The sequence below is a fragment of the Micromonospora sp. CA-248089 genome, from assembly GCF_050948515.1.
Taxonomy (GTDB): Bacteria; Actinomycetota; Actinomycetes; order Mycobacteriales; family Micromonosporaceae; genus Micromonospora.
The window spans coordinates 4,968,709-4,984,199 of sequence record NZ_CP192016.1 but is presented as its reverse complement, the minus strand read 5'-3'; the positions used below and the strand labels follow the sequence as shown (position 1 = coordinate 4,984,199).

Genomic DNA, 15,491 nt, shown 5'->3' with positions numbered 1-15,491 from the left:
GGCCCGGACGCGCGTCCGGGCCCGGCCCGTTCGGGTCAGCTCGCGCCGAGGTCGCTCAGCGCCCGCTCCGCGCCGCGGTGCAGCGGCACCGGGTCGGTCTTGCGGGCGTTGCCCAGCTCGATGCCCTTCGCCGCCGGGTTCGCCTGGGCCAGAGCGTCCTTCTTCTCGAAGACCGTCCGGGTGATCGCGCAGGCCACGTCGGCGTCCAGGTTGTCCCGCACCAGCAGCACGTTCGGCACCACGATGGTGGGCACGTCGGCCGGGGTCCGGTAGATGTCCTTGCCGATGGTGCCCGCCTGGTAGGCCGGGTTCAGCTCCGCCATCTTCGGCAGCAGCGGGCTGATGTCGACGAACTTCACCTTGTCGCCGGACGTGGTGAACAGGTCGGTCACCCCGCCGGTCGGCACGCCGCCGGACCAGAAGAAGCCGTCGATGCTGCCGTCCTTCATGCCGTCGACGGTCTTGGTGAGGTCCAGCCGCTGCGCCTGGATGTCCTTGGCCGGGTCCAGCCCGGCGGCGGTGAGCAGCCGGTTGGCGATGACCTCGGTGCCGGACTTGGGCGAGCCGGTGGAGATCTTCTTGCCCTTCATGTCGGCCACCGACGTGATCCCCGCGTCGGCGCGGACCACCACCTGCGTGTAGTTGTCGTAGATCCGGGCCAGTGCCTTGACCGGCTGCGGCGCGGTGAAGCTCCCCTTGCCCTGCACCGCGTTGACGGCGGTGTCGAACAGCGAGAACGCCACGTCGTACTGGCCGGCGACGAGCTGCTCGACGTTCTGCACCGAGGCGCCGGTCTCGGCGGCCGTCCCGGTGAGCTTGCCGTCGGTCGTCTTGCTCAGCTCACCGGCGAGCGCGTTGCCGACCACGTAGTAGACGCCGGTGGCGTTGCCGGTGGCGATACCGACCCGGGTGTCCTTGGTGACCTTGCAGCTGACCTCGCGGGCGGCGTCGTCCTTCTCCGCGCCGTCCTGACGGCCCCCGCAGCCGGCGGCACCGGCGGCGACCAGGACAAGTGCCCCGACGCCCGCCCCTATCCTCGCGTCGATCCGTCCCACTCTCTCTCCTCCCCAAGGTCCACGGATTCTTCGACCGCCGGGCGGCCGGGGTGTCCGGCGGCGCCACGTCGGACGTACACGCCCACGACCGCGAGCGCGGCGAGCGCCGCGCCGATCGCCATGGGCAGCGGTTCCAGCCAGAGCAGCACCAGTCCGGCGATCGCGCCGACGATCCGCTCCGGCACGCCGGCCGGGCCCACACCCGGGAGCCAGCCGCCGGCCGCGACCGCCAGCACGGCCACGCCCAACGCCGACACCAGGCCGGCCGTCACGATCCGCCCGGCGCCGCCGATGCCGAGCAGGCCGAGGCCGGTCGGCGTGATCACGAAGGCCAGCGGGATCAGGTACGCCGGCAGCGCGTACCGCAGGGTCTGCCACATGGTCGGCACCAACCGGCCGCCGGTGACCGCGGCGGCGGCGACAGCTGCGAGCGCGGTCGGCGGCGAGACCTCGGACAGCACCGCGAAGTAGAAGACGAACATGGCCGCGGCGGGCGCCTCGACGCCCAGGTTCAGCAGCGCCGGACCGATGATCACCCAGCCGATGACGAAGGAGGCGGTGACCGGCACCGCGAGGCCGAGCAGGCTGAGCGCGACCGCGGCGAGCACGGCGGTCAGCGCCAGCACCACCGCCGGCTCCGAGCTGACCGCCTGCGCGCCGTCGATCAGCAGCGCGGCGGCCTGCGGCCCGAGGCCGGTCTTCGTGGTGGTGGCGGTGATGATGCCGGCCGCGGCGCAGACGGCGGTCACCGCGAGCACCCCGCGTACGCCGTCGCGCAGCGCCTCCACCAGCCGGGCCGGGGTGAGCCGGTGCCGCCGGTCCAGGAAGGACAGGACCGCGGCGAGCGCGGTGGCGATGACCACCGCCCGCATCGCGGACGCGCCGAGCGCCAGCACCAGGATGATCACGAGAAGCGAGAGGAAGTGGTAGCCGAAGCGGCCCAGCAGGCGCCAGGCCGAGCCGGTGTCGATGACCACCGGCCGGACCCCGGAGCGCCGGGCGTCGATCTCGACGGAGAGCAGGATGCCCAGGTAGTAGAGGATCGTCGGCACCGTCGCCCAGCCGAGCACCTGGAGGTAGGACACGCCCAGGTACTCGGCGATGATGAACGCGGCGGCGCCGAGCGTCGGCGGGGACAGGATCGCTCCCACACCGGCGGCGGCGAGCATGCCGCCCGCGCGTTCGGCCGGGTAGCCGGCGCGCCGCAGGATCGGCCAGGTCACCGCGCCGATGCTGACGGTGGTGGCGGCGCCGGAGCCGGAGACCGTGCCGAGCAGGAAGCCCGAGGCGACGGCGGTGCGGCCGGCGGCCGTACCGGAACGGCGGAACGCGGCGGCGGACAGCTCCACGAAGAACCGGCCCGCCCCGGAGAGGTTGAGCACCGCGCCGTAGATGGTGAACAGGACGATGTAGGAGGCGGCCACGTCGAGCGGGGTGCCGTAGAAGCCACTGTCGGAGTTGTAGAACGCGTCTACGAGCTGCCCGAAGTCGAGCCCCGCGTGCGCCACCGGCCAGGCTTGCGGCAGCAGGCCGCCGTAGTAGCCGTACCCGAGGAACAGCACGCACACCGCGGGCAGGATCCATCCGGTGGTGCGCCGGCACGCCTCGAGCAGCAGGAACAGCAGCCCGGTGCCGAACGCCACGTCCAGCGGATCCAGCAGCCCCTGCCGGTCGAGGAAGGCGTCGTACCCGCCGCCGGCGGCGCCGATCGTGACCGGCAGTACCGGGTAGAGGCAGACGACGAGCGCCGTGACGGCCAGCAGCCAGTCCACCGGCGTCGGTCCGTGCCGGTCGTCAGTGTCGGCTGCGGTCCGCCGCAGCCGCACCCCCGAGGGGTACGCGAGGAACACCATCGGCAGGACGCCGGCCAGGAAGAAGATGAGGTAGTACTTGCTGCCCTGGGCCAGCGGGAAGAACACCTGCCAGGGCGTCAGCAGACCGACCGCGACGGTGACGCCGGTGAAGAGGAGGCCGACCGGTCCGGCGAGCACCCGGCCCGGCTTCTCGTCCTCGAACCGGGCGGCGAGTTCGCGGGTGTCCGGGTGCGATCCGTCCGGGGCGTGCTCCGGGCTCTCGTCCGCGGTGTCGCGGTCCGCGTCGCCGCGGGTGTGGTGGTGTCCGGCGTGGCTGTGGTGGTGCGTCTCGCCCGGCCCGTCGTCGGCCCATTCGGGGCCGCCGACGTTGCCCTCGTCCGGCGGCAGTGACACCACCTCGGCGTCCACGTCGGACCCCGATCGTCCGCCGGACGGCGGCCGGGGTTTCGGGGGAGTGGCGTCGGAGGGGCGAACGGGCGGCACGATCGGGCACGATACGCGAATAGCGCGCACGGTGGGAACATTGCCGATCATGATTGCAATGAGTGACGGAATGGAGCGTCGCTCACTCGTGGCACGTATTTCTTGAAACAGTTTCGCAATGCCGGGAGGGGGTCTCTCGCGGCCTACTTCCCGCAAGGTTTACAACGATGAAGAATGGGCGTGTCCCGGGATGCTTGCCGTCACGCAACGTGTCCACTGAGGTGGGTGTGTCGTCCGCGTTGACGCGCGCGGACAACGTCTGTCGCAGCGGGGCGCGCCGGTTCGCGCGCGCTCGCGCCCGGCGTACCCGCCCGGACGGGAAATGCGCGGAGTGCGTCTTCTCCGCTCCGCGTTTCCGCGAGCGCCGTCCTTTCTGCCGAGGTGGCGGCATCGGAAGACAGATCACGCGCCCCGTCGGTGCCCCCCGACCGCGCCGCCCCGTACGCCGCGCCCCATTGGCGCGCCGGCCGGCGGACGGACGGTGACCGACCCTTCGTGGGTGGAACGCCATGGGTGCTTCCGGCCCCGTTTCACACCCGTGACGTTCCACTCGTCGTGACCGTCGTCGAGATGGCGGCGACGGGTGGTCGCGGCGGAGCGACGGCTCGCCGAGATCTCGGGCGGGGTGCGGTGGGGCGCCGGTGAGAGGGTGCCTCCCGCCGCCTTTGCTCTGCATCCATCGGCGCACACGGTGACGGAGCGTGTCCGCCGCGCGGGTGGCTGCAGAGCAAAGGCGGCGAGGGAGTGAAAGCGCCGACGGGGAAGAGGGCGGCGGAGAGCGGGCAGGCGGCGGCCGGGTGGCCGGGTGGCCGGTTTGCGGGTGCGGTGGTTACCGCTGCCCTCGTCAGGGCATGTCGTGCGGGACGACATGACGACGAGGAGGTGCCATGGCCGCCCGCGACGACGCCCACGACGTCCACGACGACGCCCGCGACGCGCGCGACGTCCCCGCTGCGCGCGACGACGCCCGCGCCGGGCAGGACCGGTCCGGCGGGCGCGAGCACGTGGGGCCGGTGGGGCCGGACGACGGACCGGACAGCCCGGCCGACCTGTCGGCGACGGGCTGGATGGCGACCCTCAAGCGGACCGTCCGGGAGTTCCAGGACGACAGCCTCACCGACTGGGCCGCCGCGCTCACCTACTACGGCGTGCTCTCCATCTTCCCGGGCGTCCTGGTGCTGATCTCGCTGCTCGGCCTGCTCGGCGACCGGGCCACCGAGGGGGTACGGGACACCGTCGGGCAGGCGGTGCCGGAGGAGAACATCCGCCGCGTCATCGAGACCGCGATCGACCAGGCCGGCCAGTCCGGCGGCCTGGCGAGCATCGCGGCGATCGTCGGTCTGGCGGCGGCGTTCTGGTCGGCCTCCGGCTACATCGCCGCGTTCATGCGCGCCTCGAACAGCATCTACGACGTGCCGGAGGGACGGCCGATCTGGAAGACGCTGCCGGTACGCCTCGGCGTGACCGCGGTGATCGGCGTGATGCTGCTGATCAGCGCCGTGATCGTGGTGTTCACCGGCGGGCTGGCCGAGCAGGCCGGAAACGCGATCGGGCTCGGCGGGACCGCCGTGACGGTCTGGAACATCGCCAAGTGGCCGGTGCTGCTGGTGCTGGTGAGCCTGATGTTCGCGATCCTCTACTGGGCCTCGCCGAACGCCCGGCACGGCGGCTTCCGCTGGGTCAGCCCCGGTGGCGTGCTCGCGGTGGTGCTCTGGCTGGTGGTGTCCGGGCTGTTCGCGCTCTACGTCAGCAACTTCGGCTCGTACAACAAGACGTACGGCGCGGTGGCCGGCGTGATCATCTTCCTGGTGTGGCTCTGGCTGAGCAATGTGGCGATCCTGCTCGGCGCGGAGTTCGACGCCGAGTTGGAGCGCAGCCGCGCCATCGCGGCCGGGCACTCGGTCGACGAGGAGCCCTACGTCGAGCTGCGCGACGACCGCAAGCTGCGCAAGAAGGGCCGCGCGCCCTCCCGGTGACCCGACATCGCGCCGCCCCGCCCGGAAGTGACCCGGGCGGGGCGGCGCGTTTTCATGATCCGGATCTTGCTTTTGTTCGTATGGACAAAAGTTTGCATCGGACGTGCCGAAGCTATGGACATGCGGCCCGGAAGGCTCCTACTGTGTCGGACACAACACCCATCCGATGCGGAGGTGACTGCCGGTGCGGACGGCCGACCCCCTGCACGTACGGCTCCTGCGGCTGCTCCGGGACGAGGGCGCGGTGTCCCGCGCCGAACTCGGCGACCGGCTCCAGATGCCCCGCCCGCGCCTGCTCGCCGAGCTGGAACGCCTCGTCTCCCTCGGATACGTGGCGGAGGCCGGGCTGGCCGCCTCCCGGGGCGGGCGGCGCTCCACCCTCGTCGAGCTGAGCCCGCACCTGCGGTTCGCCGCCGTCGACCTGGGCGCCAGCTCGATCGACGTGGAGGTGGTGAACGGCCGGCTGGAGACGGTGGCCGCCTACACCGAGGCCGCCGACATCCGCTCCGGGCCGAAGGTGACCCTCCAGCGGGTGAACGAGCTGCTGCACAAGGCCAAGGTGGACGGCGCGTACGAGCGGCTCGACGCGGTCGGCATCGGCGTACCGGGCCCGGTGAGCTTCCGCGACGGCGTGCCGGTCTCCCCGCCGATCATGCCCGGGTGGGACCGGTTCCCGGTCCGCGAGCTGCTCACCCGCGAACACGGCTGCCCGGCGGTGGTCGACAACGATGTCAACATCATGGCGATCGGGGAACGGCACGGCGGCGTGGCCCACTCGGTCGACGACTTCCTGTTCATCAAGATCGGTACCGGCATCGGCTGCGGCATCTACCTGCACGGCGAGGTCTACCGGGGCACCGACGGCTGCGCCGGGGACATCGGCCACATCCAGGTCGACCCGAACGGTCCGATGTGTTCCTGCGGCAACCTCGGCTGCCTGGAAGCGGTGTTCAGCGGCGCCGCGCTGGCCCGCGAGGCGACTGTGGCGGCCCGCACCGAGGTGTCCCCGGCGCTGGCCGAGCGGCTGGCCGCCCGGGGCGTGGTGACCGCGCTGGACGTGGCGCAGGGGGCGATCGAGGGGGACGTCACCTGCATCCAGCTCATCCGCGACGGCGGCCGGCGGGTCGGCAGTGTCCTGGCCGGGCTGGTCAGCTTCACCAACCCGTCGATGATCGTCATCGGCGGCGGGCTCGCCCAGCTCGGCCACATCCTGCTCGCCGAGATCCGCAGCGTGGTCTACCGCCGCTCGCTGCCGCTGGCCACCGGCAACCTGCCCGTCGTCCTGTCCGAGCTGGGCCCGCGCGCCGGCGTCGCCGGCGCGGCGGTGCTGGCCAGCGACCTCGCGTTCGGAGAAGCAGCATGAGCGACACCGGCACGCCACTGGTCGAGGCGCCCGCCGACGCCGTCGCGGGCGAGGTGGTCCTGCGCCTCACCGACGTGGTCAAGACGTTCCCGGGGGTACGCGCGCTCGACGGCGTCCAGCTGGAGGTACGGGCCGGTGAGGTGCACTGCCTGCTGGGACAGAACGGCGCCGGCAAGTCCACCCTGATCAAGGTGCTGGCCGGGGTGCACCGCCCGGACTCCGGCGAGGTCCTGTGGCGGGGCGAGCCGGCGTCGTTCGCCAACCCGCAGGCCGCCATGCGCGCCGGCATCGCCACCATCTACCAGGAACTCGACCTGGTCGACGACCTGTCGGTGGCGGAGAACGCGTTCCTCGGCCACGAGCCGCGCCGGTTCGGCTTCGTCCGGCGGGGGCACATGGCCCGGCGTACCCGGCAGATCCTGGCCCGGCTCGGCCACCCGGAGATCCCGCCCGGCCGTCTGGTGCGGCACCTGCCCGCCGCGGGCAAGCAGATCGTCAGCATGGCCCGGGCGCTGTCCCACGAGGCCCGGCTGATCATCATGGACGAACCGAGCGCGGTGCTGGCCCACGACGAGGTGGCGAACCTGTTCCGGATCATCCGGGAACTCACCGCGCAGGGCATCGCGGTCATCTACATCTCGCACCGGCTGGAGGAGATCCGCGAGATCGGCGACCGGGTCACCGTACTCAAGGACGGCCGGACCACGGCGGCGAGCCTGCCGGCCCGCGAGACGCCGACCCGCGATCTGGTCGCCCGGATGACCGGGCGGACCATCGAGTACGTCTTCCCGCAGCGTCCGGCCGACCACGGGGGCGGTGCGGAACTGCTGCGGGTGGACGGGCTGACCCGGCACGGCGAGTTCGCCGACGTCTCGCTCGGGGTCCGGGCCGGCGAGATCGTCGGCATCGCCGGGCTGGTCGGTTCCGGCCGTTCGGAGCTGCTGGAGACCATCTTCGGCGCGCGCCGGGCGCAGGCCGGGACGGTCCGGGTCGACGGCCGCGTGTTGCGTCCGGGCAGCGTGGGCGCCGCGGTACGGGCCGGGATGGGCATGGCGCCGGAGGAGCGCAAGAGTCAGGCGCTGCTGCTCGGCGAACCGATCTACCGCAACGTCACGCTCGCCACGTTCAGCAGGTACGCCCGCCTCGGGTTCACCGACGCCGGACGGGAACGCGCCGAGGCCGACCGGATCGCGGCGTCGCTGGAGTTGCGGCCCCGGGACGTACGCCGGCCGGTGCGCACGCTCTCCGGCGGCAACCAGCAGAAGGTGGTGGTCGGGCGGTGGCTGCTCGGGGACACCCGGCTGCTGTTGCTCGACGAGCCGACCCGGGGCGTGGACGTGGGCGCTCGGGCCGAGCTGTACCAGGTGATCCGCGACCTGGCCGCCCGCGGCGTCGGGGTGCTGCTGGTCTCCAGCGAGGTGCCCGAGGTGCTGGGCCTGGCCGACCGGGTGCTGGTGATGCGGGAGGGCCGGGTGGTCCGCGAGGCCCCGGCCGGCGAACTGGACGAGAACACCGTGCTCGACCTCGTCATGGCGGGGTCTCTCATGGAAGGCGCACCGGCATGAGCGAAGCCACTGACACCTCGCTGCCCGCACAGTCGCCGCCGGTGGAACGGGCGGAGACCGCCAAGGTCGACGCGCCGGCGCGGCTCTCCTGGTGGCGTGGCGACGGCGGGGAAGGCGTCAAGCGCAACCTCGGCCTGCTCGCCACGCTCGTCGTCCTGGTGGTCATCGGCATCCTGACCCGCCCCGACCTCTACGGTGACGCGAACTGGGTGTGGGGCAACACGCTCACCATCCTCAAGCTCGCCTCGGTGGTCGGCGTGGTCACCGTCGGGATGACCTTCGTGATCATCGGCGGCGGCATCGACCTGTCGGTCGGCGCGATCGTGGCGCTGGCGGGGGTCTGGTGCACCACAGTGGCCACGCAGAGCTACGGCGCGGGCGGCATGATCTTCACCGCGCTCACCGTCGGGCTCGCCGTCGGCGTGGTGAACGGGCTGCTCGTCTCGTACGGACGGCTGGTGCCGTTCATCGCCACGCTCGCCATGCTCGTCGCCGCCCGGGGGCTGGCGGCGGAGATCTCCGACAAGCAGACCCAGGTGTCCGGCAACACGTTCATCAACGGCATCGCCAGCACGAACGTGCTCGGTATCCCGCTGCTCGTCTACATCCTGGTGGCGGTGGTGGCGGCCGGCTGGGTGCTGTTGAACCGCACCACGTTCGGCCGCCGTACGGTGGCGGTCGGCGGCAACCCCGAGGCGGCCCGGCTCGCCGGCATCAACGTACGCCGGCACACGGTGCTCCTCTACGCGCTCTCCGGCCTGTGCTGCGGCATCGCCGCGGTCATGCTGACCGCGCAGGCCACCTCCGCGCAGGCGGCGATGGCCAACCTCTACGAGCTGGACGCGATCGCCGCCGCGATCATCGGCGGCACGCTGCTCAGCGGCGGGCGGGGCACGATCATCGGTTCCCTGCTCGGGGTGATCATCTTCTCCACGATCACCAACCTGTTCGCCATCAACAACCTGTCCGCCGAGGCCCAGAACATGGTCAAGGGCGGCATCATCGTCGCCGCCGTCCTCGTCCAGCAGGTGCAGTTCGGCAGCCTGACCCAGTTCCTCGCCCGCAACCGGGCCACCACCACCTGATCCCATTCGCACACCCCCGGCCGCCGTCGCACCGACAGTGGTCCGGCCCGCCACACCCGAAACCACCCCACCACCTCATCCCAGGAGGCGTCATGAGAACACCGCGCCATGACCTGTCCCGCCGCCGGCTGCTCTTCGGCGGGGCCGCCGTCTCCGCCGGGGTGCTGCTCGCCGGCTGCACCAGCAACGAGCAGAGCCCGACCGAGGCGCAGACCAAGGCGGCCGGTTCCGGCGCCAACATTGAGCCGGGAAAGAAGGTGACCATCGGCTTCTCCGCCCCGGCTGCCGACCACGGCTGGATCGCCGCCATCACCAACAACGCCAAGGCGCAGGCCGGGGCGTACCAGGACGTGGAGCTGAAGTCGGTCGAGGCCGGCGCGGACGCGGCGGCCCAGCGGGCGGCGCTGTCCACGCTGATCTCGCAGAAGCCCGACGTGATCGTGCTGCTGCCGCACGACGGCAAGGAACTCAACGCGTTCGGCCTGGAGGCGATGAAGGCCGGCATCCCGGTGGTGAACCTGGACCGCGCCTTCCCGGACGCGCGCGCCTACCGGTGCCAGATCAAGGGCGACAACTACGGCATGGGGGTGGCCGCCGCCACCTACATCGCCGAGCAGCTCAAGGCCAAGGGCGTGAGCAACCCGGTGATCGGCGAGATCCCCGGCATCGAGTCGCTGGAGCTGACCCAGGAACGCTCGAAGGGGTTCGCCGACACGCTCGCCTCGTACGGGTTCAAGGTCGCCAACCGGCGGCCGGCGGAGTTCACCGTCGACTCCGGCCAGCAGGCCGCGACCGGCCTGTTCCAGGCGCTGCCGAAGATCGACGCGGTCTGGAACCACGACGACGACCAGGGCATCGGCGTGCTCGCGGCGGTCAACCAGGCCAACCGCAAGGAATTCATCATGGTCGGCGGCGCCGGCTCCAAGAAGGCCATGGAGGACATCGCCGCCGACAACACGGTCCTCAAGGCCACAGTCACCTACAGCCCGTCGATGGCCTCCTCGGCCATCTCCCTGGCCCGCCTGATCGGCCAGGGCAAGGGCATGTCCGACCTGGTCGAACTCCAGGTACCGAAGGAGATCGTCCTCGCCTCCGAGACGATCACCAAGGAGAACGCGAGCGACTACCTGAAGCTCGGGTTCTGACACACGGGGGGAGACCCACCTTGTCCAGTCACGACAGCATCCTGCGGGTCGGCATGGTCGGCTACGCGTTCATGGGCGCCGCGCACTCCCAGGCGTGGCGCACCGTGAACCGGGTGTTCGACCTGCCGGCGCGGGTGCGGATGACGCTCGTCTGCGGCCGCGACGAACCGAAGGTGGCCGAGGCCGCCGACCGGCTCGGCTGGGACGGCTACACCACCGACTGGCGGCGGCTCGTCGAGTCCGACGAGATCGACGTGGTCGACATCTGCACGCCGGGGGACAGCCACCGCGAGATAGCCCTCGCCGCGCTCGCCGCGGGCAAGCACGTGCTGTGCGAGAAGCCGCTGGCGAACAGCGTCGCCGAGGCCCGGGAGATGACCGAGGCCGCGGCCCGGGCCCGGGCGTCCGGGGTACGCGCGATGTGCGGCTTCAACTACCGGCGGGTGCCCGCTGTCGCCCTGATGCGTCAGCTGGTGGCCGAGGGGCGGATCGGCGAGATCCGGCACGTGCGGGCGACCTACCTCCAGGACTGGATCGTCGACCCGCAGTTCCCGCTGGTGTGGCGGTTGCAGAAGGACAGGGCGGGCTCCGGCGCGCTCGGTGACATCGGCGCGCACATCATCGACCTGACCCAGTACGTCGCCGGCCAGCTCATCACCGGGGTCAGCGCGCTGACGGAGACGTTCGTGCGCCAGCGGCCACTGGTTGCCGGGTCGAGCGGCCTGGCCGCGCAGGCCGACGGCAACGGCAGCGCCATGGGGGAGGTGACGGTGGACGACGCGGCGGTGTTCGTGGCCCGGCTCGACGGGGGAGCGCTGGCCACGTACGAGGCGACCCGCTTCGCCACCGGCCGCAAGAACGCCCTGCGGGTCGAGATCAACGGCTCGCGCGGCAGTGTCGTGTTCGACCTGGAACGCCTCAACGAGCTGGAGTTCCTGGACGCCACCCGGCCCGCCGCCGAACAGGGCTTCAGCCGGATCCTGGTGACCGAGCCGGACCACCCGTACCTGGGTGCGTGGTGGCCGCCCGGCCACATCATCGGCTACGAGCACTCCTTCACCCACCAGGCGCGCGACTTCGTGGAGGCGGTCGCCACCGGCGCCGACCCGGCCCCGTCGTTCGCCGACGCGTTGCAGGTCCAGCTCGTGCTCGACGCGGTGACCCGCTCGGCCGAGCGGGCCGCCTGGACGGAGGTGGAGCCAGCGCTGGCCGAAGCTTCCGCCTGACCCGAGGCGGGCCAGGCCCGCCCGACACTCACCGGCGCCGGCCGGCGAGGGCCCGCCCGCGGTTGCGCCCCGCGGCGGGGACGAGGCCGGCTCCGGGGAGCGTGCCGCCGGTGTCCGCCGGCACGACCAGCACGGCCCTCCGGTGCGGCCGGACCGGGATTCCCCGGCCGCACCGGTGGACCGGCCTTACCTGGGGAGGTAGCGCGAATGCGTACGGGTGTCTGGCTGGTGGGTGCGCGCGGCTCGGTCGCCACCACCGCCGTGGTCGGCGGGCTGGCCCTGCGGGCCGGGCTCACCGCGCCGACCGGCTGCGTGACCGAGCTGCCCGCCCTGCGCGGGCCCGCCCTGCCGGGCTTCGCCGATCTCGTCTGCGGCGGCCACGACGTGGTCGCCGCCCCGCTTACCAAACGCGCCGAGGCGCTCGCCGCCGCCGGGGTGCTGCCCGCCCGGCTGGCCGACGCCGTGGCGCCCGACCTGGCCGCCGTCGAGGCGTCGCTGCGGCCCGCACCCACCGACGGCGACCAGGGCGAGCGGATCGCCGCCGTGGTACGCGACCTGACTGAGTTCCGCACCCGGCACGGGCTGAACCGGGTGGTGATGGTCAACGTCGCCGCCACCGAACCGGCGACCGCCCCGCATCCGGCCCACAGCGACCCGGCCGCGCTGCGGGACGCGCTGACCGGCCCGGCCGACGTGCTGCCGCCCAGCTCCGCGTACGCGTACGCGGCGTTCACCGCGGGCTGCCCGTACGTGGACTTCACCCCGTCGACTGGTGCCCGGCTGCCGGCCCTGGCCGCGCTGGCCGCCGAACGCGGACTGCCGTACGCCGGGCACGACGGCAAGACCGGCGAGACACTGCTCAAGTCGGTGCTCGCGCCGATGTTCGCGATGCGCCACCTGGCCGTGCGCTCCTGGTCCGGCACGAACCTGCTCGGCGGCGGCGACGGCGCCACGCTCGCCGACCCGGCCGCCAACGCCGCGAAGGTGGGCAGCAAACAGCGGGTGCTCGCCGAGACGCTCGGCTACCTGCCGCAGGGCCACACCCGGATCGAGTACGTCGAGGAACTCGGCGACTTCAAGACCGCCTGGGACCTGGTCACGTTCGCCGGTTTTCTCGGCACCGGCATGCGGATGGAGTTCACCTGGCACGGCTGCGACTCCGCGCTGGCCGCGCCGCTCGTGCTGGACCTGGCCCGGCTCACCGCCGCCGCCCACGCGGCCGGGCGCGAGGGCCCGCTGACCGAGCTGGCGTTCTTCTTCAAGGATCCGCTCGGCACGACCGGCCACGCCCTCGGCGACCAGTGGACGGTGCTGCGGGACTTCGTCGCCGGCCTGCACGCCCGGGTGACGCCGTGACCCGCCTGGCCGACCTGGCCGAACTGGTCCGTGCGCCCGCCGCGCTCTCCGTACCGGGGGATGTGCTCTCCGGCGCGGCGGCCGCCGGTGCGCTCGGCCCGCGCACACCGGCCCTGGCCGGCGCGTCGGTGCTGCTCTACTGGGCCGGGATGGCCGCCAACGACTGGGCGGACCGGCGGCTGGACGCGGTCGAGCGGCCGGAGCGGCCGATCCCGTCCGGCCGGGTGCGCCCGTCCGTCGCGCTCGGCGTCGCGTCCGGCCTGACCGCCGCCGGGCTCGCCGTCGCCACCGCCGCCGGGGGCCGCCGGGCGGCCGCCGTCGCGCTCCCGCTCGCCGCCACGATCTGGGGGTACGACCTGCGCGCGAAGAACACCGCCGCCGGGCCCGCGGTGATGGCCGCCTGCCGAGGGCTGGACGTGCTGCTCGGCGCGTCCGGCGGCCGGGTGGTCCGGGCGCTGCCGGCCGCGCTCACCGTCGCGGCGCACACCTGGACCGTGACCGCGCTGTCCCGCCGCGAGGTGACCGGCGCGGACCGGCGGCTGCCCGGCCTCACGCTGGCCGGCACCGCGCTGATCGCGCTCGCCACCCCGGCCCGGCCCACCCCGTCCGCCACCGGCTCCGGCCGCAGCGGTGCCGGCCGCGCCGCCCGGCTCGGTGAGTTCGTGCCTGCCGTCCTCGCGGCCGGATACGTCGCCCGTTACGGCCGGGCCCAGGCGCGGGTGCTCGCCGACCCGTCACCGGGCCGGGTGCGCGCCGCCGTCGGCGCCGGGATCACCGGGCTGCCCGCGTTGCAGGGCGCGCTGACCGCCCGCGCCGGGGCGCGGCTGCTCGGCCTCGCTGTGGCCGGGGCCGCTCCGCTCGGCCGCCGACTGGCCCGACTGATCTCGCCGACATGACCGCTCTCCCCGACGTGACTGCCGAACCGCTGCCCGGGCCGCGCGCGCTGCGCTTCGGGTACGGCACCAACGGCTTCGCCAACCACCGGCTCGGTGACGCGTTGGCGGTCCTCGCCGACCTCGGGTACGTGGGCGTCGCGCTCACCCTCGACCACGACCACCTGGACCCGTTCGCCCTCGGGCTGATCCGCCGGGTCGCCGCCGTGCGCCGCCGGCTGGACGCGCTCGGGCTCGCTGTGGTGATCGAGACCGGCGCCCGCTACCTGCTGGACCCGTGGCACAAGCACGCGCCGACGCTGCTGCACGACGACCCCGCGCGCCGGGTGGAGTTCCTGCGCCGGGCCGTGCGGATCGGCGCCGACCTGGGCGCGGAGGCGGTCTCCTTCTGGGCCGGCGTACGCCCGCCCGGCGTACCACCAGACGTCGCCGCCGACCGCCTGGTCGCGGGCTGCGCGACCGTCTGCGACGAGGCGGCGGAGGTGGACGTGCCGCTGGGCTTCGAGCCGGAGCCGGGCATGCTCGTCGAGGACATCGCCGGGTGGCGGCGCCTGCGCGCGGCGCTCGGCGAACCGCCCGGCTTCGGCATCACGCTCGACATCGGACACTGCCGTTGCCTGGAGCCGCTGCCGGTGCCGCGGTGCGTGGCGGCAGTCGCCGAGCACCTGGTCAACGTGCAGATCGACGACATGCGCCGGGGCGTGCACGAGCACCTCGAGTTCGGCACCGGCGAGATCGACTTCCCGCCGGTGCTGCGCGCCCTGGCCGACGCCGGCTACCGCGGCCTGGTGGCGGTGGAGCTGCCCCGCCACTCGCACGCCGCGCCGGCCGTCGCCGCCCGCTCACTGGACTTCCTGCGCGCCGCCGCCTCGCGCGGCGAGGGGCGGTGACCCACCACCTTCCACCCGTAGAGGGGAGACGGCATGACACCCGATCGACTGCGCGCCGCGCTGCGGGGCGTACCCGATTCGCAGTGGCTGGACGCGGCGCTGCGCCGCGTCGCCACCGAGCCCACGGCCGTCGGGCGGTTCTTCGCCACCGCGGCCCGGCGGTGCGGTCGCGGGCCGCTGCCCGACCCACCGGGCTGGACGGCCGACGAGGCGGCCCGGGCGCTGCTGCTGACCGCGCTGCCGCACGGCCACGCCGCCGCCGCGGAGACGCTCTACCGGCAGGGCGACGCCGCCGAGAAGCGGGCGGTGCTGCGCGCGCTGCCGCTGCTGCCGATCGGCGCGGAGTGCGTGCCGCTGCTGCACGACGCGATCCGCACCAACGACACCCGGCTGGTAGCCGCCGCGCTCGGCCCGTACTCCCGCCACCTGGAACAGGCGACCTGGCGGCAGGCGGTGCTCAAGTGCGTGTTCACCGGCGTGCCGCTCGCCGTGGTCGACGGCCTGCCGGAGCGGGCCGACGGCGAGCTGGCCCGGATGCTCGCCGCGTACGCCGCCGAGCGCCAGGCCGCCGGCCGGACCATGCCCGCCGACGCGACCGACCTGCTGCGCCGGCTGACCATCCCCACCACGGAGGCGTGAC

Annotated in this window: 12 protein-coding genes; 10 read left to right on the top strand and 2 right to left on the bottom strand. The window is 73.3% G+C overall.

Annotated elements, in window-relative coordinates; genetic code table 11:
• Positions 1-35: 35 nt before the first annotated feature.
• Both ACQP26_RS23285 and ACQP26_RS23280 read right to left on the bottom strand, forming a co-directional pair.
• On the bottom strand, positions 36-1,055 hold the full coding sequence (locus tag ACQP26_RS23285; RefSeq protein ID WP_433494008.1) for a TAXI family TRAP transporter solute-binding subunit: 1,020 nt from the start codon (positions 1,053-1,055) through the stop codon (positions 36-38).
• A complete protein-coding gene (locus tag ACQP26_RS23280) occupies positions 1,031-3,277 on the bottom strand; it encodes a TRAP transporter permease (protein WP_433494007.1) in 2,247 nt (748 codons plus the stop codon). The genes ACQP26_RS23285 and ACQP26_RS23280 overlap by 25 nt, the downstream gene beginning before the upstream one ends.
• Positions 3,278-4,239: 962 nt before the next feature.
• On the opposite strand from ACQP26_RS23280, the gene ACQP26_RS23275 reads away from it, so the two are divergent.
• The 10 genes from ACQP26_RS23275 to ACQP26_RS23230 all read left to right on the top strand — a co-directional run bounded on the left by ACQP26_RS23275 (position 4,240) and on the right by ACQP26_RS23230 (position 15,490).
• The gene (locus ACQP26_RS23275; protein ID WP_433494006.1) at positions 4,240-5,328 is read left to right on the top strand and encodes a YihY/virulence factor BrkB family protein; all 1,089 of its coding nucleotides are present in this window, start codon (positions 4,240-4,242) and stop codon (positions 5,326-5,328) included.
• Positions 5,329-5,512: 184 nt separating this feature from the next.
• Positions 5,513-6,691 (top strand): ROK family protein, encoded by a 1,179-nt coding sequence (locus ACQP26_RS23270; protein WP_281577042.1) that lies wholly within the window; start codon positions 5,513-5,515, stop codon positions 6,689-6,691.
• Positions 6,688-8,256: a sugar ABC transporter ATP-binding protein gene (locus ACQP26_RS23265; protein ID WP_269704633.1), complete on the top strand. Its 1,569-nt coding sequence runs from the start codon at positions 6,688-6,690 to the stop codon at positions 8,254-8,256. The genes ACQP26_RS23270 and ACQP26_RS23265 overlap by 4 nt, the downstream gene beginning before the upstream one ends.
• Positions 8,253-9,341 (top strand): ABC transporter permease, encoded by a 1,089-nt coding sequence (locus tag ACQP26_RS23260; protein WP_269704634.1) that lies wholly within the window; start codon positions 8,253-8,255, stop codon positions 9,339-9,341. The genes ACQP26_RS23265 and ACQP26_RS23260 overlap by 4 nt, the downstream gene beginning before the upstream one ends.
• A gap of 92 nt (positions 9,342-9,433) precedes the next feature.
• Positions 9,434-10,486, top strand: a complete 1,053-nt coding sequence (locus ACQP26_RS23255; protein WP_433494005.1) for a substrate-binding domain-containing protein — start codon at positions 9,434-9,436, stop codon at positions 10,484-10,486.
• A gap of 53 nt (positions 10,487-10,539) precedes the next feature.
• Positions 10,540-11,712 carry a Gfo/Idh/MocA family protein gene (locus ACQP26_RS23250; RefSeq protein WP_433496187.1) on the top strand — a complete coding sequence of 391 codons (1,173 nt, stop codon included), beginning with the start codon at positions 10,540-10,542 and terminating at the stop codon, positions 11,710-11,712.
• A gap of 207 nt (positions 11,713-11,919) precedes the next feature.
• The gene (locus ACQP26_RS23245; protein WP_433494004.1) at positions 11,920-13,068 is read left to right on the top strand and encodes an inositol-3-phosphate synthase; all 1,149 of its coding nucleotides are present in this window, start codon (positions 11,920-11,922) and stop codon (positions 13,066-13,068) included.
• Positions 13,065-13,964 (top strand): SCO3242 family prenyltransferase, encoded by a 900-nt coding sequence (locus ACQP26_RS23240; RefSeq protein ID WP_433494003.1) that lies wholly within the window; start codon positions 13,065-13,067, stop codon positions 13,962-13,964. The genes ACQP26_RS23245 and ACQP26_RS23240 overlap by 4 nt, the downstream gene beginning before the upstream one ends.
• On the top strand, positions 13,961-14,851 hold the full coding sequence (locus ACQP26_RS23235) for a sugar phosphate isomerase/epimerase family protein (protein WP_433494002.1): 891 nt from the start codon (positions 13,961-13,963) through the stop codon (positions 14,849-14,851). Before ACQP26_RS23240 ends, ACQP26_RS23235 begins: the two co-directional genes overlap by 4 nt.
• 33 nt (positions 14,852-14,884) lie before the next feature.
• Positions 14,885-15,490, top strand: coding sequence for an EboA domain-containing protein (locus ACQP26_RS23230; protein WP_433494001.1), 606 nt, complete (start codon positions 14,885-14,887; stop codon positions 15,488-15,490).
• Position 15,491 lies beyond the last annotated feature (1 nt).

What these genes read in the sequence shown, in the direction of transcription:
- ACQP26_RS23275 (WP_433494006.1), top strand. Translation starts at nt 4,240, where the DNA reads ATGGCCGCCCGCGACGACGCCCACGACGTCCACGACGACGCCCGCGAC.
- ACQP26_RS23230 (WP_433494001.1), top strand. Translation starts at nt 14,885, where the DNA reads ATGACACCCGATCGACTGCGCGCCGCGCTGCGGGGCGTACCCGATTCG.
- ACQP26_RS23265 (WP_269704633.1), top strand. Translation starts at nt 6,688, where the DNA reads ATGAGCGACACCGGCACGCCACTGGTCGAGGCGCCCGCCGACGCCGTC.
- ACQP26_RS23255 (WP_433494005.1), top strand. Translation starts at nt 9,434, where the DNA reads ATGAGAACACCGCGCCATGACCTGTCCCGCCGCCGGCTGCTCTTCGGC.
- ACQP26_RS23250 (WP_433496187.1), top strand. Translation starts at nt 10,540, where the DNA reads ATGGTCGGCTACGCGTTCATGGGCGCCGCGCACTCCCAGGCGTGGCGC.
- ACQP26_RS23235 (WP_433494002.1), top strand. Translation starts at nt 13,961, where the DNA reads ATGACCGCTCTCCCCGACGTGACTGCCGAACCGCTGCCCGGGCCGCGC.
- ACQP26_RS23245 (WP_433494004.1), top strand. Translation starts at nt 11,920, where the DNA reads ATGCGTACGGGTGTCTGGCTGGTGGGTGCGCGCGGCTCGGTCGCCACC.
- ACQP26_RS23260 (WP_269704634.1), top strand. Translation starts at nt 8,253, where the DNA reads ATGAGCGAAGCCACTGACACCTCGCTGCCCGCACAGTCGCCGCCGGTG.